19 protein-coding genes are annotated in these 20,418 nt (G+C 70.3%); 15 read left to right on the top strand and 4 right to left on the bottom strand.

The features are described from left to right. The first annotated feature begins 89 nt into the window (after positions 1 to 89). The 4 genes from CU044_RS08535 (at position 90) to CU044_RS08550 (ending at position 3,087) form a co-directional block, all read left to right on the top strand. Positions 90 to 1,073, top strand: a complete 984-nt coding sequence (locus CU044_RS08535; RefSeq protein WP_129767903.1) for an ABC transporter ATP-binding protein — start codon at positions 90 to 92, stop codon at positions 1,071 to 1,073. Then, positions 1,066 to 1,728 (top strand): ATP-binding cassette domain-containing protein, encoded by a 663-nt coding sequence (locus CU044_RS08540; protein WP_129767871.1) that lies wholly within the window; start codon positions 1,066 to 1,068, stop codon positions 1,726 to 1,728. The genes CU044_RS08535 and CU044_RS08540 overlap by 8 nt, the downstream gene beginning before the upstream one ends. A gap of 169 nt (positions 1,729 to 1,897) precedes the next feature. Then, the gene (locus tag CU044_RS08545) at positions 1,898 to 2,767 is read left to right on the top strand and encodes a phosphatidylinositol-specific phospholipase C/glycerophosphodiester phosphodiesterase family protein (protein WP_129767872.1); all 870 of its coding nucleotides are present in this window, start codon (positions 1,898 to 1,900) and stop codon (positions 2,765 to 2,767) included. A gap of 125 nt (positions 2,768 to 2,892) precedes the next feature. Continuing rightward, complete coding sequence (locus tag CU044_RS08550; protein ID WP_129767873.1) at positions 2,893 to 3,087, top strand: hypothetical protein; 195 nt, start codon at positions 2,893 to 2,895, stop codon at positions 3,085 to 3,087. 24 nt (positions 3,088 to 3,111) lie between these two features. Here the strand turns inward: CU044_RS08550 and CU044_RS08555 are convergent, their stop codons facing one another. Then, a complete protein-coding gene (locus tag CU044_RS08555) occupies positions 3,112 to 3,507 on the bottom strand; it encodes a DUF779 domain-containing protein (protein ID WP_240045442.1) in 396 nt (131 codons plus the stop codon). 473 nt (positions 3,508 to 3,980) lie between these two features. On the opposite strand from CU044_RS08555, the gene CU044_RS08560 reads away from it, so the two are divergent. Then, entirely contained in the window at positions 3,981 to 6,881 is a 2,901-nt protein-coding gene (locus CU044_RS08560; RefSeq protein ID WP_240045435.1) for a WD40 repeat domain-containing protein, read from the top strand. Between the two features lie 61 nt (positions 6,882 to 6,942). Here the strand turns inward: CU044_RS08560 and CU044_RS08565 are convergent, their stop codons facing one another. Further along, a complete protein-coding gene (locus CU044_RS08565; RefSeq protein WP_129767876.1) occupies positions 6,943 to 8,118 on the bottom strand; it encodes a macrolide family glycosyltransferase in 1,176 nt (391 codons plus the stop codon). Positions 8,119 to 8,494: 376 nt separating this feature from the next. Here CU044_RS08565 and CU044_RS08570 point away from each other — a divergent pair, with 376 nt between their 5' ends. Together CU044_RS08570 and CU044_RS08575 are read left to right on the top strand one after the other, a co-directional pair. Further along, positions 8,495 to 9,145 carry a CatB-related O-acetyltransferase gene (locus CU044_RS08570; protein ID WP_129767877.1) on the top strand — a complete coding sequence of 217 codons (651 nt, stop codon included), beginning with the start codon at positions 8,495 to 8,497 and terminating at the stop codon, positions 9,143 to 9,145. Positions 9,146 to 9,205: 60 nt separating this feature from the next. Beyond that, entirely contained in the window at positions 9,206 to 9,580 is a 375-nt protein-coding gene (locus CU044_RS08575; protein WP_129767878.1) for a CU044_2847 family protein, read from the top strand. A gap of 20 nt (positions 9,581 to 9,600) precedes the next feature. On the opposite strand, the gene CU044_RS08580 is transcribed toward CU044_RS08575, so the two are convergent. Beyond that, a complete protein-coding gene (locus CU044_RS08580; protein WP_129767879.1) occupies positions 9,601 to 10,014 on the bottom strand; it encodes an ACT domain-containing protein in 414 nt (137 codons plus the stop codon). A 117-nt stretch (positions 10,015 to 10,131) separates the two neighbouring features. Next, the gene (locus CU044_RS08585) at positions 10,132 to 11,097 is read right to left on the bottom strand and encodes a ScbA/BarX family gamma-butyrolactone biosynthesis protein (RefSeq protein WP_129767880.1); all 966 of its coding nucleotides are present in this window, start codon (positions 11,095 to 11,097) and stop codon (positions 10,132 to 10,134) included. Between the two features lie 162 nt (positions 11,098 to 11,259). Between CU044_RS08585 and CU044_RS08590 the strand changes: the two genes are divergently transcribed. The 8 genes from CU044_RS08590 to manD all read left to right on the top strand — a co-directional run bounded on the left by CU044_RS08590 (position 11,260) and on the right by manD (position 20,289). Beyond that, positions 11,260 to 11,910, top strand: coding sequence for a ScbR family autoregulator-binding transcription factor (locus CU044_RS08590; RefSeq protein WP_240045436.1), 651 nt, complete (start codon positions 11,260 to 11,262; stop codon positions 11,908 to 11,910). Between the two features lie 52 nt (positions 11,911 to 11,962). Continuing rightward, on the top strand, positions 11,963 to 12,721 hold the full coding sequence (locus CU044_RS08595) for a glucose 1-dehydrogenase (RefSeq protein ID WP_275670182.1): 759 nt from the start codon (positions 11,963 to 11,965) through the stop codon (positions 12,719 to 12,721). A gap of 297 nt (positions 12,722 to 13,018) precedes the next feature. Beyond that, a complete protein-coding gene (locus CU044_RS08600) occupies positions 13,019 to 14,854 on the top strand; it encodes a hypothetical protein (protein WP_240045437.1) in 1,836 nt (611 codons plus the stop codon). 67 nt (positions 14,855 to 14,921) lie between these two features. Continuing rightward, positions 14,922 to 15,746, top strand: a complete 825-nt coding sequence (locus tag CU044_RS08605; RefSeq protein WP_129767881.1) for a FadR/GntR family transcriptional regulator — start codon at positions 14,922 to 14,924, stop codon at positions 15,744 to 15,746. Positions 15,747 to 15,893: 147 nt separating this feature from the next. After that, a complete protein-coding gene (locus CU044_RS08610; protein ID WP_129767882.1) occupies positions 15,894 to 17,204 on the top strand; it encodes a sugar ABC transporter substrate-binding protein in 1,311 nt (436 codons plus the stop codon). Further along, positions 17,204 to 18,166 carry a sugar ABC transporter permease gene (locus tag CU044_RS08615; RefSeq protein ID WP_129767883.1) on the top strand — a complete coding sequence of 321 codons (963 nt, stop codon included), beginning with the start codon at positions 17,204 to 17,206 and terminating at the stop codon, positions 18,164 to 18,166. The genes CU044_RS08610 and CU044_RS08615 overlap by 1 nt, the downstream gene beginning before the upstream one ends. Beyond that, a complete protein-coding gene (locus CU044_RS08620; protein WP_240045438.1) occupies positions 18,163 to 19,032 on the top strand; it encodes a carbohydrate ABC transporter permease in 870 nt (289 codons plus the stop codon). The genes CU044_RS08615 and CU044_RS08620 overlap by 4 nt, the downstream gene beginning before the upstream one ends. A 42-nt stretch (positions 19,033 to 19,074) precedes the next feature. Next, positions 19,075 to 20,289 carry a D-mannonate dehydratase ManD gene (manD, locus tag CU044_RS08625; protein ID WP_129767884.1) on the top strand — a complete coding sequence of 405 codons (1,215 nt, stop codon included), beginning with the start codon at positions 19,075 to 19,077 and terminating at the stop codon, positions 20,287 to 20,289. Positions 20,290 to 20,418: the final 129 nt, after the last annotated feature.

The following is a 20,418-nucleotide window of genomic DNA, read 5'->3' on the forward strand; positions in this document are numbered from 1 at the left end:
TGGGGTCCGTCGGGTCGGCCGCTCCCGCGGGGCCCGATGAGCCGACTGCGCCCGTGCTCTCCGTACGCGGGCTCGGCGTCCGCTTCCGGATGCGCGGAGGCCGGCACATCGCCGCCGTCACCGACGCCGGCTTCGATCTCGCGGCGGGGGAGTGTCTCGCCCTCGTCGGTGAGAGCGGCTGCGGGAAGTCCGTCCTCGCCTCCGCCCTGCTCGGACTCCTGCCCGGCAACGCGCAGACCACCGGCTCCGCCGTCCTCGATGGCATCGACCTGCTCGCCGCCGACGAGCGCACGCTCGCACGGACGGTACGGGGACGGCGTGTCGGCCTCGTACCGCAGAGCCCGGCGGCGCATCTCACGCCCGTGCGCACGGTACGGGCCCAACTGGAGGAGACCGTCAGGGAGCTGACCGGCACGCGCGGGCGGGAACTCCACCGGGCCGCCGAGGCCGCCGCCGACCGCGCGGCCTTCCCCGCCGGCCACCTCGACCGCTATCCGCACGAACTCTCCGGCGGCCTCGCCCAGCGCGCCGCGACCGCGCTCGCCCTGATCGGTGACGCCCCGCTGCTGCTGGCCGACGAGCCGACCACCGGACTCGACCGGGATCTCGTGGACCGCACGGCCGACGAACTGCGGCGGCACGCCGACGAGGGCCGCGCCCTGCTGATGATCACCCATGATCTGGCCGCGGCCGAGCGGATCGCCGACCGCGTCGCCGTGATGTACGCCGGACGGATCGTCGAACTCGCCGACGCGCGACGGTTCTTCGGGGAGCCGGGACCGCGTCACCCCTATGCGCGCGGACTGCTGAACGCCCTGCCGGAGCGCGCGTTCGTCCCCATCCCCGGGCTGCCCCCTGAGCTGGGCGAACTGCCCGCGGGCTGCGCCTTCGCGCCCCGCTGTGAGCGCGCCACCGATCTCTGCGCCACACCACCCCACTTCACGGACGGACTCGCCTGCCACCACGCCGGGGCGAGCGCCGACGCGCGGCCTGAGGCCAGACCTGACGGCAGACCTGACGAGAGACCTCGCGAGAGACCCGACGAGAGCGCCGAGGAGACCGTCCGTGCTTGAACTCCGCTCCATCACCGCCGGATACGAGCGGCGCGCCCCCGTCGTCCGGAACGCCTCACTCACCCTCGCGCCCGGTGCGTCGCTCGGACTGCTCGGCCCCAGCGGCTGCGGCAAGTCCACCCTCGCCAGGGTCGCGGCGCTGCTGCACCGGCCCGACGCGGGCACGGTCACGGTCGACGGCCAACGTGTGGCCGGCTGGCGCCACCGGGCACCGCGGGCGCAGCGGACCGCGATCGGCGTGGTCTTCCAGCAGCCACGGCTCTCGGCGGATCCCCGGCTGCGGCTCAGCGAATTGATCGCCGAGCCGTTGCGCGCCACCGGCCGCCGGGCGGATCTCGCCGCGCGCGTCGGCGGGTTGGCCCGCACGGTCGGACTCACCGCTGAACTGCTGGGCCGCCGCCCGCACGAGGTCAGCGACGGCCAGCTGCAACGCGCCTGTCTGGCCCGTGCGTTGGTGCTGCGCCCGCGCTGGCTGGTCTGCGACGAGATGACCGCGATGCTCGATGCCTCCACCACGGCCGCGCTGGTCGCCGTCGTCGAGGAGTACCGGCGCGAGCACGGCGCCGGCCTGCTCGCCGTCGGCCACGACCGCGTGCTGCTGGAGCACTGGTGCGACCGTACGGTCCGCTGGACGGAGATCACCGGTACCGGCTGAAGCGCGGATGGCGGGTCGGCGAACTCTGCGTAGGACGATATCGGCCGGGCCATGACAGGGCGGATACTCGCCAGGACCGATCCCGCAGCCGAGCCGACACCCGAGCCCGACCGAGCGCCCTCGCGCCCCACCGCGCCCTCGCGCCCCAACGCGTCCCCCCGGAGGCATCATGGCCCTCACCACCCGCCGCAGAGCTGTCAGTACGCTCGCCGCCGCGCTCGCGGGAGCCGTCGCGGCACCCGCGTACGCACAGGCGGCCTCGCGGACCGAGCGCGGCGACGACGGCCCCCGGCCGCTGCGCCAGGCTCACGCCCACAACGACTATCTGCACCCCCGCCCGCTGCTCGACGCCCTGTCGCACGGCTTCACCAGCGTGGAAGCCGATGTCTTCCTGGTCGACGGCGAGTTGCTGGTCGCCCACGAGGCCACCGAACTCGACCCGGCGCGCACCCTCCGCGGGCTCTACCTCGATCCCCTCCTGGCACGGGTGCGGGCCAACCACGGCTCGGTCCACCAGGGTTACCACCGGCCGGTGCAGCTGCTCATCGACATCAAGGCGGACGGCGTCGCCGCCTACGCGGAGCTGCACCGCCAACTGACCCGCTACCGCTCGATGCTGAGCCGCTACGCCAACGGGTCGGTGCGCGCGGGTGCGGTCACCCCCGTCATCTCCGGCGACCGCGCGGCCCGTGCCCCGATGGAGGCGCAGCGCGTACGGTACGCCTTCTACGACGGGCGGCTCGAAGACCTCGGGACGGCGGCGCCGGCCTCGTTCGTCCCGCTCATCAGCGGGAATTGGACCCAGAGCTTCAGCTGGCAGGGCGTGGGCGCGTTCCCCGCCGCCGAGCGCGCGGAGCTGCGACGCGTCGTCGACGCCGCGCACGCGCACGGCCAGCGGGTGCGTTTCTGGAGCACGCCCGATCTGCCGGGGCCCGCGCGGGACGCCGTCTGGACCGAGTTGCTGGCAGCCGGGGTCGACCACCTCAATTCGGATGACCTTGCGGGCCTCGAACGCTTCCTGCGTCGGCACCGCTCGTAGGTCACCGCGGGTGCCCCCGAGGGCAACCACCCGTACGGCGGACACGCCAGTCGGCCTACCCAGCCTCCTCCTCCGCCACACTGGCGGCCGAAAGCCGCGATCCGGTGCGGCGGAGGAGGTTCTCGATGGCTATTTCGATCTCAGTGATTCTGCTTCTGGTGATCCTCGCGGTGGTCTTCCTGCGCAATGGAGGACTGAAGTTCTCACACGCGACGGTCTGCGTCCTGCTCGGGTTCTTCCTCGCGGGCACGAGCATGGCGCCGACCATCGCGAACGGGATTTCCACCACGGCAGGCGTGGTCAGCGGCCTCCGCCCCTGACCGGCCCGCCCGCGTTTCCCGGGCCTATGTCCCCACCAGCCGCGACCTGATGAGGAAGCGCACCCCCTCGGGCGCCTCCAGGGAGAAGCCGCTGCCGCGTCCCTTCACCACGTCGACGATGAGCCGGGTGTGCCGCCACACCTCGTACTGGCTCACCGACATCCAGAAGGGCACCGGCTCGGCGACCCCCTCGATCTCCAGGGACTGGAGCAGGACGTCGGAGTTCCCGGTACGGAACTCACCGTCCGGATAGCACATCGGCGCGCTGCCGTCGCAGCAGCCGCCCGACTGGTGGAACATCAACGGCCCGTGGTCCGCCCGCAGCCGCCGGATCAGTTCGGCGGCCGCGGGGGTCACCTCGACGCGCGGCTCCGGCGGCTCGGGAGGTTTCGGAGATGTGGGGGACTCCCGTGGTTCCACGGGCTTCCCCGGTTCCCGGGGGGAAGTCTGCTCGTCCATCGTCTCTCCGCCGCCCTCGGTCGTCGGTGTCGTCGGTCCGCACTTCCGGGGACTCAGTCAACTCCCCGCGACGTTGCGAGACGGTTGCACCCCGTCGGAGGCGGATCCTCCCCCCACAGCGACGCGGTGAGATGCTCGGTCGACACGAGCTGGTTCGAACGGAGCAGCAAGGTGGCGAACACCGCCCGCTGCTTGGGACCGCCCAGTCTGATCCTGGAGCCGTCCCGCCACGCCTCGATCGGGCCCAAGACACGGAAATCCATACGCGCACCCCCAGCGCTGTCGGAACGTCGAGTCGGAATCACGAGTCGGTGGAGGCGTGGAGCCCGCCTCGCCGAGCAGGTGTAACAGCCGGAAGCTTGTTCGGTTTCAGCGATCTGGTGGTGAACAAACGGATACTGAACAATCGTGGTGATCGACAGGGGGGTGGGCACGTGCCACGGGGAGAGACGCCGCTCGCGGCGGGGGACGGGCCACTTCTGCGGTTCGCGGCGGACCTCCGCCGGCTGCGCGACGAGGCCGGGAAGCCGGCCTACCGGATTCTGTCGACCCGCGCGCACTACTCCATCGCCACGCTCTCCGGGGCCGCGGCGGGCCGGCGGCTGCCGACTCTCGCGGTGACCCTGGCCTACGTCCGCGCCTGCGGTGGGGACGAGACGCGCTGGGCGCGGCGTTGGCACGACGTCGCCGCCGAACTCGCCGCGGAGAGCGCCGCGGACGAGGACGAAGCCGCGGCCGCGGAGCGCGCGGAAGCGCCCTACGTGGGCCTGGCGGCCTTCCGGCCCGACGACTCCAAGTGGTTCTTCGGCCGCGAGGCCCTGGTCGGCGAGGTGATGACGCGACTGGCCACCCAGCGGTTCCTGGCGGTCTTCGGCGCCTCGGGGTCGGGCAAGTCCTCCCTGCTGGGCGCGGGCCTGCTGGCACGGTTACGCGCCGGGAACGACCGCTGCCAGGTGATCACGCTCACTCCGGGACCGCACCCCCTGGAGGAGACCGCCATCCAGCTCGGCTATCCCGCGCGATCCACCGCCGCCCGGCTCTACACAGAATTCACCGCGGACCCGGGCAATCTGCACCGGACGGTACGTCAGATCGCCCTCCAGCGCGGGGACGACGGTGAAGTCGTGCTGGTGGTGGACCAGTTCGAAGAGGTCTTCACCGTCTGCCGCGGCCAGGAGGAGCGGAGCGGGTTCATCACGGCGCTCATCGCCGCGGCACGGGCGCCCAGCAGCCGCTGCCGGGTGGTGATCGCGGTACGCACCGACTTCTATCCGCACTGCGCGGAGCACGCGGAACTGGCGGCGGCGCTGCGCGACGCGCAGATCACCGTGGGCCCCATGAGCGCCGACGAGTTGCACCGCGCCATCGTGCGCCCCGCCGGCCAGGCGGGATGCCGGGTGGAGGGTCCGCTGCTCACCGCCCTGACGGCGCAGGCCCAGGGGGAGGTGGCGGTCCTGCCCCTGCTGTCGCACGCCCTGCTGGAGACCTGGCGCCGCCGGCGGGGCAATGTACTGACACTGACCGGGTTCCAGGCGGCCGGCGGCATCGAAGGCTCGCTCGCACAGACGGCGGAGGCGTTCTACGCCGCACTCGACCCCGGACGGCAGGCGGTCGCCCGTCACCTCTTCCTGCGCCTGACCGCCCTCGGCGAAGGCACGGAAGACACCAAGCGCCGCATCACGCGCGGGGAACTGGACCCTGACGAGGACACCGCGGCGGTACTGGACCGGGCCGTGGCCGTACGTCTGATCACCCTCGACAGCGGGCGTCTGGAAGTCACGCACGAGGCGCTGATCCGCGGCTGGCCCCGGCTGCGCCGCTGGCTGACCCAGGACCGGGAACGCCTGCGCGCCCACCGGCAGCTCACCGAGGCCGCCGGGACGTGGGAGTCCCTCCACCGCGATCCCGGCGCGCTCTACCGAGGCACGCGTCTCGCCATGGCGGGGAAACTGGCCCGCGACGGCGACAGCGGGCTCACCGTAAGGGAGCGCGCGTTCCTGGACGCCAGCCTGGCCGCGGAGGCCGCCGAGACCACCACCGCCCTGCGCCGGGCCCGGCGGCTGCGGCTCCTGGTCACCCTGCTCGCCGTACTGCTGACCCTGACGACGGCCACCTCCGTCTACGCCGTCCGCGCCAACGAGGAGGTCACCCGGCAGCGCAACAGCGCGATCGCCGCGAACGCGGCGGAGGGAGCCACCGAACTCCTGCACGGGAATCCCGCCCTGGCCGTGCAGATCGCCCTGGCCGCGCACCGGCTGGCCCCCACAAGACACACGCGCGACAGCCTGGTCAGCACACTCATGCCGTCCTGGGTGGGCCACTCCGGCGAGCTGGTCTCGCTGGCGATCGGCCCGGACGGGAGGTTCCTGGCCACGGCCGGGGGCGACCGTACCGTACGGCTCTGGGACATCGGCGATCCCCGGAGACCTGTCCAACTGGCCACCCTCGGCGACGGCGGGACCCTCGTCCGCTCCGTCGCGATGCGGCGGGACGGGAAGGTCCTGGCGACCGCCGGGGACGACCGGAAAGTCCGGCTGTGGGACGTGTCCGCCCGGAGGCGGCCGGTGCCGCTGGCCACGCTCGACGGACACACCGGCGCGGTACGCTCCCTGGCCTTCAGCCCAGACGGCCGTACCCTCGCCAGCTCCGGCGGTGACCGGACGGTGCGCCTCTGGGACACCGGCGACCCGGAACACCCCACGAGCCGGGCCACGCTGGGCGGGCACCTGGACACGATCCGCTCCGTGGCCTTCAGTCCCGACGGGCGCACGCTGGCCACGGCCGACGACGACGAGACCGTGCAGCTGTGGGACACGGGCGGTCCGGGACGGCCCACGCCACTGTCGCGATGGCGCGCGCACCGCATCACCGCCCTGTCGGTGGCCTTCAGCCCGCGCGGCGATGTCCTGGCCACCGCCGGGGGCGGGGACTCCGCGGTCCGGCTGTGGGACATCGCGGACCGCGGACATCCCCGGGAACTGTCCGCGCTCACCGGCCACAGCGATGTCGTGGGCGAGGTCGCGTTCAGTCCTGACGGCCGCGCCCTCGCCACCGGGAGCGATGACCGGACCCTCCGGCTGTGGGACGTCACCGATCCACGGCGGCCCGCCGCCCGCGCCACCCTCACGGGCTACACCACGGCCCTCGGCGCGCTGCGCTTCGATCCGTACGGCCGGGCCGTGGTGTCCGGAGCGTACGACGGTGTGATCCGCGTTCTGCCGGTCGACTTCCGTCCTCTCCTCGCACGCGCCTGCGCCGCCGCTCACCCCACGATCACCCGGGCGGTCTGGGACCGTTACCTGCCGGGCGTCCCCTACCGGCCGCCCTGTACATGAGGCCGCCGGGCGGTCGCCGGGAACCGTGGGCCCGCGCGACGGGGCGTGAACCGGACGCGGATCAGCCCAGCGCCTCCTCGATGAGGTCGGCGGCCCGTGAGGTGCCGCCCTCGGCCCGCGCTTCGGCACGGAGCAGCGCCGAACGGTGGCCGACCTCCGGGTCGGCGACGAGTTCGCGCAGAGCGGCCAGCAGGGTCTCGGCCGTGGCGTCCGCGGTGTCGACGCGGCGGGCCACGCCCAGTTCGACGAGCCGGTCGGCGTTGGCGAACTGCTCGGCGCCCTGGGGCACGGCGATCATCGGAACGCCGGTGAGCAGCCCCTCCCCGCTGCCGCCCATCCCCGCGTGGGTGACGAACGCGTCTGCCTGTTCCAGGATCGCCAATTGAGGTACCCAGGAGTGCACTTCGACGTTGGGCGGGATGTCGCCGAGGTCTCGCGGATCGGTGTACTTCCCGATCTGGAGGACGACATGCCAGCCGGGCAGGTCGCCGTAGGCCGCCAGGCACTGGCGGTAGAACTCCGGCCGGCGGGTGTACGCCGAGCCCAGCGAGATCAGCAGCACGTTCTCCGCGTCCGCCGGACGCGTCCAGCCGCCGTCGTCCGCCCGCGCGCCGTGACAGGGACCGACGAACGTCACCGTGTCCGTGTCGACCTGGTCCGCGTGCGGTTGCATCGCCCGGGGGATCAGAGCCAGGGTCCGCGCGGGACGGCCGGAGAAGACGTCCATGTCGGTGGTGGACGCCCCGCACCCGTCGAGCCACCGCGCGAACCTCGCCCGGTACGCGTCGGCGCCCGGCAGCCGCCACAGGTGCGCCGCGACCTCCTGGTCGTAGCCCTGCCACGCCACGAAGGCCGGCGACAGCTGCATGAGGGGCCGGTTCCGCGCCTCGGCGAGGGCGCGCGCGGCGTAGGCGCCGATGTCGTACAGGTAGAGGTCCGCGGGGTCGTGGCCGTAGGCGGCGCGCAGCCGCGGCAGCGCCTGAACCGCGTCATCGAGGAACAGACTCATCGCGGCGATGGGGTCGTCGGGCCAGTTGTTGTCGGCCACCGGCAGTACGGAGCCGCAGGGGACGAACTCGGCGCCGGTGGCCGCGATCAGGCCGGCCACCGCGGGGTCGTTGGCGTACGTCACCCGATGGCCGCGGGCCACCAGCTCGCGGATGATCTCCAGGCTCGGCAGCACATGACTGACGACGGGGATGCCGATCATCGCGAAATGGGCACGGCGACGGGACATGGACGATCACTCTCACCTTCAGGTCTACGGCGGAAGGACACGGCGAACCGGTGCGCCACGCTCCCCGCACGAAGGCGGTTGTGGTGGCACACACAGGTATGCGCGACGGGAGCGGGGGCTCAGCCCCGCCCGGTGTCAGCCGTAGATCTGATGGAAGTACATGCCGGGAACCCTAACCCGCCCTCGGATGCACGGCCATGGGATTTTCGACCCCGGATCCCGTACCCAGGACCGGCAGGACACCGTCCGTACCGATTCCCCGTCGGTGATGCCGATCCTCAGCGCGGGCGCCGGTCGGCATGGTGTGATCATGGCACCGGACCGAACACACGATCCCCGTCGATACCGATACGCACCCCACAAGGAAATGTTCGCCATGCCTCTGCCCGCCGACGCGACCGTCCTCCACCCGATGCCCGATCAGCCACGAGTGGTGCTGCTCCGACCGCTGGTGAAGTCGCCGCTGATCGAGGTCGGGGAGTACTCCTACTACGACGACCCGGACGACCCGACTGCGTTCGAGACACACAACGTGCTGTACCACTACGGCCCGGAGAAGCTGGTCATCGGCAAGTTCTGTGCGCTGGGCACGGGCGTCCGGTTCATCATGAACGGTGCCAACCACCGCATGGACGGCCCGTCGACCTTCCCCTTCCCCACCATGGGCGGCTCGTGGGCCGAACACTTCGATCTGCTCACCGGCCTGCCGGGACGCGGTGACACCGTCGTCGGGAACGACGTCTGGTTCGGTTACCGCACGACGGTGATGCCCGGCGTACGGATCGGCCACGGCGCCATCATCGGCTCCGGTGCCGTGGTCACCACGGACGTGCCCGACTACGGGATCGTCGGCGGAAACCCGGCCCGGCTCATCCGTACCCGCTACAGCGACGAGGATGTGGCCCGGCTGCTGTCAGTGGCCTGGTGGGACTGGCCGGCGGAACACATCACCGAGCATGTGCGCACGATCATGTCGGGCAGCATCGCCGACCTCGAAGCGGCAGCCCCGGAAACCCCGCGCGGGTGACACGGCGACCGTCCGACCGGATTCGTTAGGATCTCCCACTCCCGTCTGTTGGAGGATGCCATGAGCGAACACGCCGTTCACACCGTCGAAGTGCCCCTGGGCGACGGCAGCGACGAGACGATTCGGGTGCAGATCCGTGAAGTGGACGAAGCCCTCGTCCGAGTCGGGCGCGGCAGCCGCTCCGTGGCGCGGGCCGAGCGGACGTTCGGCCAGATGCTGGACACCGTACGGCCTTTGGCGGAGAGCTTCGTGGGACGGTTGCGGGGGATGGCGAACGCGCCGGACGAGATCACGCTGGAGTTCGGTGTGTCGCTGTCGGCCGAGGCCGATGTCGTCATCGCCAGTACGGCGACGGCCGCGAACTTCTCCGTGAGCCTGACCTGGAACAGAAGTGACGAGGTGGCCCCGACGCCGGCCGAACCGCAGGGGAGTTGAACGGCGCGGGGCGCGCCGCGTCAGGGGGCCCGGTGCGCGAGGGCCTCCAGCGCGGCGACCGCCTCGGCGGCACGTTCGTACGGTACGAAGAGGTGGTCGTGATGGAAACCGGCGACCACGTTGCAGCTCAGGCCGGTATCGGCGAGTTCCCGGGCGACGGCGGCGGTGAGGCCGACCGCCTCCAGGGCGGAGTGGACGCGCAAGGTGATCCAGCCGGCCACGTAGTCGTACGGCAGCCCGGCCGTATCGGCGTCCTCCAGCCGTACCACCAGCGTGAGGCCCTCCTGCTCGGCGACCGTGACCACGGGGGTGACACCGGCGGGAACACCGGCAGGAGCACCACCACCGTCGACGGTGGTGAACACGTAGCGGCCCGGGTTGAGTTGCGGGCGCATGCCGCTCAGAAGTTTCCGCAGATCACTTTCACCAGTCATGCCCGGCAGACTACGCGCGGTTCCGGTACGACGAGCCACGCCCCTACCGCGTGGCGGCCCGCCCGGCGGGCGCGGCCGGCGCTCCCCGGCCGGCCGCACCCCCCTCCGGAGTCCTGACTACGTCGCGCGCGGCGGCGCCGCTCCCGGAGTGGTGGCCGGCGCGCAGGTCACCGCGGTGCGGAAGACGTCCCGGCCGCTCTGCGTCCCCGTCACACGGAGCCGGTCCCTGCCCAGCACGTCCGGGGTCTCCGGTGCGACATCGATCCAGACCGGGGCGTCGAACTCGACGTACCGCGAGAAGACGGTGTCGAAGTCGAACGGGACCACCGGGCCCCGCTCGCCGAACTCGGCCTGGGCGGCCTGGGACACGGCCTCCAGGAGAACCATCCCGGGGATGTGGTCGTGCGGGTGGTCGTAGAGAGTCGAGTGTGAGGTGTCCGTACGCAACTGCCAGTGGTGCGCGGTGCCGGTCGGCGCGATGACGACATCCCCGGGGTCGTCACGGCCCACCAGACCGGGAGCGGCGGGCGGCGCCGGGGGCAGGGCATTGCCGAAGGCCCGCCCGGCGTCCGCGTACTCCCTGCGCAGCCGGCGGTAGATGGCCGGCGGGTGGGTGGTGTAACGGATCTCTGCGGTGCCCAAGTGCTCCCCGCCGACGGTGGAGTTGATGTGCGCGGTCAGATGAACCGAGCCGCCGCGGCGGCGGGTGACCGTGGTGTGCGTGATCCTCAGCTCCGCGGTCGTGGGTCCTGACCGCGGACGTAACGCGGGCCGGGCGACCGTGGTCCTGGCGTACTCCCAGCCCAGTCGGTGGTCGAGCGGGATGTCATGGACCGTATGGGACAGCAGGGCGAGTCCCTGCCGGATGCATTCGGTGAGGAGCAGAGGGCTGGTGGCACCCCCGGGAAGTGTGTAGAAAGAGTGGGTGTGAGGCCACTGCAGGGTAACGATCTGGGTCTCGGGGGAGACGTTGCGCCAGTCGCGAACCAGGATCTCATCGGTCTCGGACTTGCGTACGTACCCCTTGAGCGCGGGTCCGGGTGCGGGTGTGGACGGTGCTGAGTGGATGGTGTTGCAGGCCATGCGACTTCTCCCCCTTGAATGTCGCTGGAACTGGAACGTCAACAAGTGTCAGCGGGCTGGCTTGCGGTGTCACGTGTTGGCTTGAATCAGCTGCCGCATCATAAAATAGAGAGCATTCTTTTCTTTGTCGAGGCATTACTGAGTATGGTGGGGAACAATCAGTTGACGGGACGGAGCCTGAAGCAGGAACGGGCGTTGCGCACCAGGGCCGCTCTGGTGCGGGCGGGGGCGGAGGTCTTCGCCGAGTCCGGGTTCGCCGGTGCGAGTGTCGCGAAGATCGCCCACCGCGCCGGGCTCACGCTGGGCGCGATGTACTTCCACTTCCCGAGCAAGGAAGAGCTGGCTCGCGAGATAGTCCGCAGCCAGCCTGACCTGGTGGTGCCGCCGGTCGCGTCCAGGGGAATCCAGCACGCCATCGACGTCACGCTCACCTGGGGCCGTCAACTGGTCGATGATCCCGTGCTGTTGGCGGGAGCCCGGCTGGTGATGGACCAGGAGCACTTCATCGACCCGGACGAGAACTCGCACCAGCAGTGGGTGCGGGTGATGACCGAGGATCTCGTCGACGCCGGGCGCAGACGTGAGCTGAGGGTGGGCGTCCAGATCGACGCGGTGGCCCGCCTCATCGTCTACGCGTGTACCGGCGCGCAGATGCACGCGAGCCTGGAGAGCGGGCGCCGTGATCTGCGACAGCGCATCGAGGAGATCTGGCACTGCGTCCTGCCGGCGATCGCGGTGCCCAGTGTCATGAAGCGTCTGGAGTTCGGCGAGGCACGGGCCGGCGCCACACCGACGCGAACCGCCGCCCCCTAGGCTCCTTCCGGAGTTCTTTCCGGCTTGATTCATTCCTGAATACGGGGGACGAGTGTCACTCACAGGCAAGACAGTCATGGTCACCGGGGCGTCCAGCGGCATCGGAGAGGCGGCGGCGCGGCTGCTCGCGGCGGAGGGCGCGGCAGTCGTGCTCATGGCGCGGCGCGAGGAGCGGCTCCGTGAGGTCACCAGAGAGATCAACGAAGCGGGCGGGCGCGCCGTAGCGGCACCGGGTGACGTACGGTCCGCGGCCGACGTCGAGCGCGCCGTGGCGCTCGCCGTGGACCGATTCGACTCGCTCGACGGGGCGTTCAACAACGCGGGCTGGGGCTCGCTGGGCACTCCGCTGCACGAGATGGACGACGCCGATTACGACCGGATCATGGACACCAACGTTCGCGGGGTCTGGAACTGCCTCCGCCATCAGATCCCCGTGATGCTGCGCCAGGAGTCCGGCGGCTCGATCGTCAACACCTCCAGCACGGCAGGGTTGTTCGCCACCGGCGCGGCGGCCCCGTACGTCGCCTCCAAGCACGCGGTGGCCGGGCTGACCAAGGCCGCCGCGGCCGAGTACGGCGGCCGGGGCATCAGGGTCAACTCGCTGATGGTGGGCGCCACCAGGACCGAGCTGATGGACGAGGCCATCAGCGTGATGCCGCAGCTGGAAGAACTCAGCGTCGGCCGGGCCATCCAGCGCCGGCTCGCCGACCCCCAGGAGATCGCGCAGGCCGTGGTGTGGCTGTGCGGGGACCGATCCTCATTCGTGACGGGCGCTTCCGTGCCCGTGGACGGTGGGTGCAGCGCCGTGTGAGATCCGGGCCCCCGCGTCTCACCTCCCCGCTCCGTGCGCATGTCCTCGATGTGCGCACGGGGCGGAGAGGACCCCGATCGCATCACCCGGCAGCGCCTTCAGGCCAGGCAAGCCCTCGCGAGCGCTGGGACTGTTGACGAGTCGTGAGTTGGGCAGTTCAATCTCGCCCATATGGTCAAGCTGCCGGCACAGAAGGCGGAACCTTTCGACCGCCTTGGGGTCCGAGCATCCTCGGGCACGTAGCCGCTCGCGGTTTGGCGGTTCCCGCACCATCGCCAATCCCATCAAGGGGTAAACATGTACCGCAGAATCATGCCCGGCCTATGCGGCCTCGCGCTGCTCGCTGCGGGCGTGGTGTCCGTCCAGAGCGGCGACGCACGCCCTGACAACGTTGCCGTGGCCGCCGCCGCCCAGCCGGCCGCCATGTCCGAGGCCCAGATCGTCGCCGCGGCCGGGGCCACCACCCCCTTCGTGACGGTCGAAGCCGAATCCGGGACGCTCGGCGGCGGCGCCCGTGTCCGCTCCATCAGCCCGGGAGCGGCGCCCCCGACCCAGGCCACCCTGGAGGGCGAGGCCTCGGGCTATTCGCTCGTCGAACTGAAGGCCAACGGCGACTCCGTGACGCTGACGAACAACACGGGAAAGAACGCCAACAGCCTCGTGGTCCGCGCCTCGATTCCGGATGCGGCCGGGGGCGGCGGGATCAACGCGACGCTGAACCTGTACGTGAACGGAACCTTCCGCCAGGCGATCGCCCTCAGCTCCCAGCAGGCGTGGAACTACCGTGGTGCGACCACCAATCCGGACGACCCCCGCGCCGGAGGCGTGGCCTACCGCTTCTACAACGAGTTCCCCCTGCGTGTGACGGGCGCCGCGATCGCCCCGGGCAGCACCATCCAGCTCAAGAAGGACGCCGGCAACACGGCCGCCGTCTACGACATCGACTCCGTCGACCTGGAGAACGTCGGTGCCGCACTGGCGCAGCCGGCGAACTCGATCTCCGTCGTCAGCAACGGCGCGGACCCGAACTTCCAGCAGGATTCGACGGTGGCCATCCAGAACACGGTGAACGCCGCCCGCTCGCAGGGGAAGTCGGTGTGGATCCCGCAGGGCAAGTACCTGACGAACAGCCTGGTTTCCAGGCCGTTGGACTTCACGGGCGTGAAGGTGCAGGGTGCCGGCATGTGGTACACCACCCTGTACCGCAAGGTTCCGCTGCCGGCCAACTCCTGGCGTTCGCAGATCGTCGTGGGCACGAGAACCACGCTGACGGACCTTCAGATCGACACCAACGCCGTCTGGCGGGGAATCGGCGGCACCGGCGGTTCGGACTACGGAGTCAACACCGGCGGTACCGGCTGGCTGATCGACCGGCTCTGGACGCGGCACATCGACGCCAACTGGCTGTCGGGCACCGACGGCATCCTTCAGAACAGCCGTACCGCGGACAGCTACGGCGACGGCTACAACATCAACAACGGCAACTCGCCGAACGCGGAGAAGCTCGGCCTCAACATCACGGTCCGGAACAGCTTCGCCCGGAACACCGGTGACGATTCCTTCGCGACGTACTCCGACGCGGGTCCCGCCGGACAGAACGGCCAGGTGTCCGGGGCGAAGATCCTGAACAACACCGCGGTCGCGCCCTGGTGGGCCAACGGGATCCGGGTCGCCGGCGGAAAGAACGTCGAGGTGCGGAACAACGTGGTGAACAGCGTGTCGTCGAACAACGCGCTGGAACTCAGCGTGTTCGGCGATTCGGGGCACCCCTTGGAGTCCGCCGCGGTCACCGGAAACGTCCTCCAGGGCGGCGGTGGCTGGAACGGCGTCCGGCACGGCGTGCACATCGGTTCGACGGGGAGCACCTCGCAGTTCCCTAACGCGTTCACGAACGTCACCATGAGCGACAACATCATGCGGGGGTCGCTCACCGCGGGGCTCAGCATCGATCGAACGCGCGTCAATGTCACGCTGACGAACAACACGATCGACCGTCCGGCGAAGCAGGGCATCTGGATCAATTCGGGGGTCACCGGCACGGGGAAGTTCACCGGCAACAAGATCCAGAACCTGCTCCCGGGGCAGGTGGCACAGCGGAACGATTCACCGAACACCTTCACGATCACCGGCTGAACACCGATCCGGCCCGGCCCCGGTCACCCGGGGCCGGGCCGGACGGGCGGGCCTGTACGCTGCCACTATGCAGCCGCCCGCCCCCTCGTCACCGTCGGGCTCCTCGCAGTCCGGACCTGTCATGGACCCCGCACAGCGGGGGCTACTGACGGAGCGCATCGCGCGCCAACTGGAGCACGACATCAGGTCCGGAGAGATCGCCGTCGGGACGAAACTCCCGTCGGAGCGCGAGCTCGCCGCCCACTTCGGTTCCAGTAGGAACGTCGTGCGCGAGGTGCTGCGACGGCTGGAAGCCCAGCATCTGATCGAGGTCGCGCCGGGGCGCGGCTCGTTCGTGCGGGAGCAGACCTCAGGGCAGGCCCGGGGGTACGACGCGCTCTACCGGGCGGGCCGGCCCACGGTCCGCCATCTGATCGAGGCACGGATTCCGCTTGAGGTCGAGATCGTCCGGCTGGCGACCGAGCGGGCCACGGACCACGACATCGCCGAGATGCGGTCCGCGCGGGACGCCATGGAATCGGCGACCGACGTCGTGATCAAGGCGCAGGCCGATATGAGCTTCCATGACGCCATCGCGGTGGCGAGCAAGAACCCGGTGCTGCGGATCATGCTGTCCTCGATCAGCGGAATGATGTTCGAGATGATGTTGCGCTCGAACTCCGACCCGTCGATCGGTGAGCCCGGCGTTCCACACCATCCGGAGATCTTCGAGGCGATCGAGGCGCGGGACGTGGAGGCCGCCTGTGCGCGGATGCGGGAGCACCTGATGCTCGGCCTGCGCACCTACGGGGCGGATCTCGACCTTCAGGTCGACATCATGGCACGCAACCACATCGAGGCGCTCCTCGGACAGGCGGAGACCGGGCGGGGCGGCGCCACGGGGCGCGCGTAACCCACCAGGCGGCTTCGAGAAACCGCGGTCAGAGGCTGGTCGGCATGGCTCTTCCACTGTTACGGTCTTGGCCGTCACAACTGGTCCTACCAGTTGGACCAGTGATTTCGGAGCCGTTCGTACACCGCAGAGAGACGAGGACCAAGGATGTCCACGAGCAGCCAGCTCCTGAGCCGGCGCTCCTTCGGCAGGCTCGCCGCCGGGGCCGTCGGCGCGGGGGTGCTCAGCGCCTGTTCGGCGCGGGGTGGTTCCCCCTCGGCCGGCGCACCGTTGCGGATCATGGCGATCAACCATGTGTGGTCCCAGGCGATCCGGCGCCGGACGAAGGAGTTCGAGGAGCTGATCGGGCGGCGGGTGTCGATGACGCTCCTCACCGCCGACCAGCTCGCGAGCAGCTACAACGTCAAGCTCAACGCCTCCGGCACCGATGTGGACGTGATGATGGTCCGCGCGCTGCAGGAGCAGTTGGTTTTCGCGCACAACGGCTGGCTCACCGACCTTACCGACCGTGTCGAGGGCGACAAGGAGTTCGCCTGGGCGGACTTCCAGAAGGCCCCGCGCCAGGCGTCCGTGACGGCGGGAAAGGTGCTGAGCGTTCCGGTGGTGACCGAACGCCCGGTGCTCTATTACCGGAAGGACTTGGTCGGCGATCTCGGCGGGCCGCCCCGTACCCTGGACGCTCTGATGGCCGCCGCTCAGGAACTCACGCGGCGGGACAAGGGCTTCTACGGCTTCGTCGGCCGGGGACAGCGCAGCGGCGCCGTGTCCCAGTGGTCGAGCTTCCTGTACTCGCACGGCGGTGACTTCGTCGTCGCGGGCAAGTCCGGCATCGGAACTCCGGAGGCTCTCGCCGCGTACGAGTACTACGGCAGGCTGTTGGCGAGAACGGGCCCGCCCGGGGCGACCAACATGAGCCTCGAAGGCGCCATGCCGATCTTCGCGCAGGGCAAGGCGGCGTTCTACATCGACGCCGACGCGATCTACAGCAGCTTTCTCGACCCGAAGGTGTCCACCGTGCGGGAGAGCGTCGGCTTCGCCCCCTTCCCCGCCGGACCGGCCGGAGCCCGGCCGCACAACATCCCGTCCTGGAGCCTCGGCATCAACACGTTCTCCCGGCTGCGTGATGACGCCTGGCAGTTCATCAAGTGGGCCGCCGGGCCGGAGATGTCCGCCGCGCTCCAGTCGGACGGTATCCCCGGCGCCCGCGCCTCCGTGTGGTCCGATCCGAAGGCGCTCGCCGTTTTCCCGCCGGACCTGGCCGACGCCATGCGGCTCAACGCGGAGCGCGGTCTGGGCTATGACCGGCCCCGCGTCCTTCAGGTCGGCCGGGCCCGGGACATCGTCGGGCGGCCGCTGGTCGCCGGCATCCTCGGCGAGGCCGTACCGCCCGTCGCCCGCGACGCGGACGCGGAGTTCGCCGACTTCCTGGTCCGCGACAACCGCCACAAGGAGTCCTGATGTCCATCACGAAGGCCTCCACGGTCCCGGTCGCCTCCCGGCCGCCGGGCGAAGGACCGGCCCGTGCGCGTCGGCCGCGCACCTTCGAACAGGCCAACCGGCGCCTGAAGTGGACGATGCTCGCCCCGGCGCTGCTCTTCGTGGGCCTGATGATCGTCTTCCCCCTGGCCTTCACGCTCGACCTCAGCCTGACCGACGCCTTCGGCGCGGTGAACGCCGGCAAGGAACACATCGGCCTGCGGAACTTCGCCGATGCCCTCGGCGACACCCGCCGGTTCTGGCCCGCCGCCCGCCGCACACTCGTGTTCACGGTCGGTGCGGTGATGGTGGAGACGGTGCTGGGCCTCGCGCTGGCGATGCTGATGCGCAAGCCGTTCCGCGGCATGCGCTGGGTGCGTACCGTCCTGATCATTCCGCTGCTCACCACGCCGGTGGCGATCGGCATCCTGTGGCTGCTGATCCTCGATCCCACCAACGGCATAGCCAACCACCTCCTCGAAGGCGTCGGACTGCCCAGGCAGGAGTTCCTCGGCTCGGTGGGCCAGTCGCTGCCGACGCTGATGCTCATCGACGTGTGGCAGTGGACACCGATGATGACACTGCTGCTGCTCGCCGGCCTGACCACCCTCCCCGAGGAGCCCGAGGAGGCCGCGCTCGTCGACGGCGCGAACGCGTGGCAACGCTTCCGCCACATCGTGCTGCCGATGCTCGGCCCGGCCCTTGCCACCGCGCTCGTACTGCGCGCCGTCGACGCCCTCAAGACCTTCGACATCCTCTACGCCACCAAGGGCGCGGGAGGCGGCTCGGACTTCGAGGCGGAAACCCTCAACGTCTACGCCTACGGGCTCACTTTCGACTACCAGGAGTACGGCCTGGCCGCCGCCGTTCTCGTCCTGTTCACGCTCTTCATCATCGGTGTCGTGGTGCTGCTGCGCCGCCGGGGCGGAAGGAAGAACACATGAGTGCCACCGTCACCCACGCCACCCGCTCCACCGGCAGGCGCCCGGCCGGCCCGCCGCGCCGCAGGAACTGGTCCTGGTTGCGCGGCACCGCCATCACGATCGTGACACTCGTCTTCGCGCTGCCGGTGGTGTGGATGTTCGCCGCCGCGTTCAAGACCAACGTGCAGGTGACCGACCCGTCCGTGGGCCTGTGGTTCCGCCCCACCCTCGACAACTTCCGCAGCATCGTCGAGGCCGGGCAGATCCTGCGGTCGATGGGCAACTCCCTGCTCGTCGGCGTGATATCCACCGTGTTGTCCGCCGTCATCGCCGTGCCGGCCGCCTGGGCAGTGGGCCGGTTCGACATGCACCGCGTCGGCTCCCTCATCCTGGTCGCGCGCATCGTCCCGGCGATCTCGCTGCTGGTGCCCTGGTACTACCTGTTCGCGCAGCTGGGCCTCGTCGGCTCCTACACCGTGCTGATCCTCAGCCACATGTTCGTCTCCGTCCCGCTCATCATGTGGATCATGATCAGCTTCTTCGCGGGGCTGCCGGTCGAACTGGAGGAAGCCGCGCGCACCGACGGACTGAGCGCCTTCGGCGCCTTCTGGCGCATCTCGCTGCCGCTCGCGGCACCGGGCACCGCGACCGCCTCGCTGCTGGCCTTCGTCTTCAGCTGGAACAACTTCATGTTCGCGCTGGTCTTCGCCGACGACATCACCCAGACCGTGCCGGTGACCCTCTTCAACTTCATTTCCTACGCGAGCACCGACTGGGGCGGTCTCATGGCCGCCTCCACCCTGATCACCGTCCCGGTCGTCCTGGCCGCAGTCCTCGGCCAGAAGTACCTGGTGTCCGGGCTGACCTCGGGCGCCACCAAGGGCTGAACAACCCCCCACCCACCGCACCCGGAAGAGAAAACAACATCCATGAAGATCGTCGACGCGACCGTCGTCGTCACCAGCCCCGGCCGTAACTTCGTCACCCTCAAGCTGACGACGGACGAGGGACTCACCGGCCTCGGCGACGCCACCCTCAACGGCCGCGAGCTCGCCGTCGTCAGCTACCTCACCGACCATGTGGCCCCACTGCTCATAGGTCTGGACCCGCACAGGATCGAGGACACCTGGCAGTCCCTGTACCGGGGCGCCTACTGGCGGCGCGGGCCGGTGACGATGGCCGCGATCGCCGCCGTCGACGTCGCACTGTGGGACATCAAGGCCAAGGCCGCCGGGCTTCCGCTCTACCAACTCCTCGGCGGGGCGAGCCGGGACCGCGTCGGCACCTACGGCCATGCGAACGGCCGTGACATCCCCGAACTCCTCGACTCGGTCAGGGCCCGCCTGGCCGAGGGCTACCCCGCGGTCCGGATCCAGTCGGGCATCCCCGGTCTGCGGGCCGTGTACGGCGTGTCCAGTACGGACGACGCCGGATCGCCCGTCCTGCATCAGCAGGCCCGCCCCCTGGTGGAGGACTGGGACACCGACGCCTACCTGCGTCACATGCCTGCCGTATTCGAAGCGGTACGCGCGGAGTTCGGCGTCGAACTGCCCCTGCTCCACGACGCCCACCACCGGCTCACACCGATCCAGGCGGCACGGCTCGGCAAGGACCTGGAGCCCTACCGGCCGTTCTGGCTGGAGGACTGCACCCCCGCCGAGAACCAGGAGGCCCTGCGACTGGTGCGCCGGCACACCACCACGCCGCTGGCCATCGGCGAGGTCCTCAACACCGTGTACGACTACCAGGCCCTGATCACCGAGCAGCTGATCGACTACGTGCGCTCGGCGGTCACGCACTTCGGCGGTGTCACACCGCTGCGCAAGCTCTTCGACTTCGCCGCGCAGTACCAGGTCAAGAGCGCCGTGCACGGGCCGGAGGACATCTCCCCGGTGGGGATGGCCGCCGCGGTCCATCTTGACCTCGCCGTCCACAACTTCGGCATACAGGAGTACTCGGGTCACACCCCGCTCACCGAGGAGGTGTTCCGGCACGCCTACACCTTCACGGACGGGCACCTGCACCCTGGCGAGGCGCCCGGCATCGGAGTGGAGCTGGACGAGGAACTGGCTGCCGCCCACCCGTACAAGGCGGCCTACCTGCCCGTCAACAGACTCGGGGACGGGACTGTCCACGACTGGTGACCCCGGGTTTCTCCACGGGCCGGGGTCGTCGGTCAGACCCCGGCCCCGGCCCCCGGCCCCGGCCCCGTCCCCCGTCGTCCCGAAGGCCCTCGGTTACCACGGCGAGACCGCCACCACGGCTGGTCACCG

Origin of the sequence: Streptomyces sp. L-9-10 (genome assembly GCF_004151105.1) — a bacterium.
In the GTDB taxonomy this organism is placed as follows: Bacteria; Actinomycetota; Actinomycetes; order Streptomycetales; family Streptomycetaceae; genus Streptomyces.

What these genes read in the sequence shown, in the direction of transcription:
- CU044_RS08535 (WP_129767903.1), top strand. Translation starts at nt 90, where the DNA reads ATGCGCGGAGGCCGGCACATCGCCGCCGTCACCGACGCCGGCTTCGAT.
- CU044_RS08545 (WP_129767872.1), top strand. Translation starts at nt 1,898, where the DNA reads ATGGCCCTCACCACCCGCCGCAGAGCTGTCAGTACGCTCGCCGCCGCG.
- CU044_RS08550 (WP_129767873.1), top strand. Translation starts at nt 2,893, where the DNA reads ATGGCTATTTCGATCTCAGTGATTCTGCTTCTGGTGATCCTCGCGGTG.
- CU044_RS08565 (WP_129767876.1), bottom strand. Translation starts at nt 8,118, where the DNA reads ATGTCCCGTCGCCGTGCCCATTTCGCGATGATCGGCATCCCCGTCGTC.
- CU044_RS08570 (WP_129767877.1), top strand. Translation starts at nt 8,495, where the DNA reads ATGCCTCTGCCCGCCGACGCGACCGTCCTCCACCCGATGCCCGATCAG.
- CU044_RS08575 (WP_129767878.1), top strand. Translation starts at nt 9,206, where the DNA reads ATGAGCGAACACGCCGTTCACACCGTCGAAGTGCCCCTGGGCGACGGC.
- CU044_RS08580 (WP_129767879.1), bottom strand. Translation starts at nt 10,014, where the DNA reads ATGACTGGTGAAAGTGATCTGCGGAAACTTCTGAGCGGCATGCGCCCG.
- CU044_RS08585 (WP_129767880.1), bottom strand. Translation starts at nt 11,097, where the DNA reads ATGGCCTGCAACACCATCCACTCAGCACCGTCCACACCCGCACCCGGA.
- CU044_RS08600 (WP_240045437.1), top strand. Translation starts at nt 13,019, where the DNA reads ATGTACCGCAGAATCATGCCCGGCCTATGCGGCCTCGCGCTGCTCGCT.
- CU044_RS08605 (WP_129767881.1), top strand. Translation starts at nt 14,922, where the DNA reads ATGCAGCCGCCCGCCCCCTCGTCACCGTCGGGCTCCTCGCAGTCCGGA.
- CU044_RS08610 (WP_129767882.1), top strand. Translation starts at nt 15,894, where the DNA reads ATGTCCACGAGCAGCCAGCTCCTGAGCCGGCGCTCCTTCGGCAGGCTC.
- CU044_RS08615 (WP_129767883.1), top strand. Translation starts at nt 17,204, where the DNA reads ATGTCCATCACGAAGGCCTCCACGGTCCCGGTCGCCTCCCGGCCGCCG.
- CU044_RS08620 (WP_240045438.1), top strand. Translation starts at nt 18,163, where the DNA reads ATGAGTGCCACCGTCACCCACGCCACCCGCTCCACCGGCAGGCGCCCG.
- manD (WP_129767884.1), top strand. Translation starts at nt 19,075, where the DNA reads ATGAAGATCGTCGACGCGACCGTCGTCGTCACCAGCCCCGGCCGTAAC.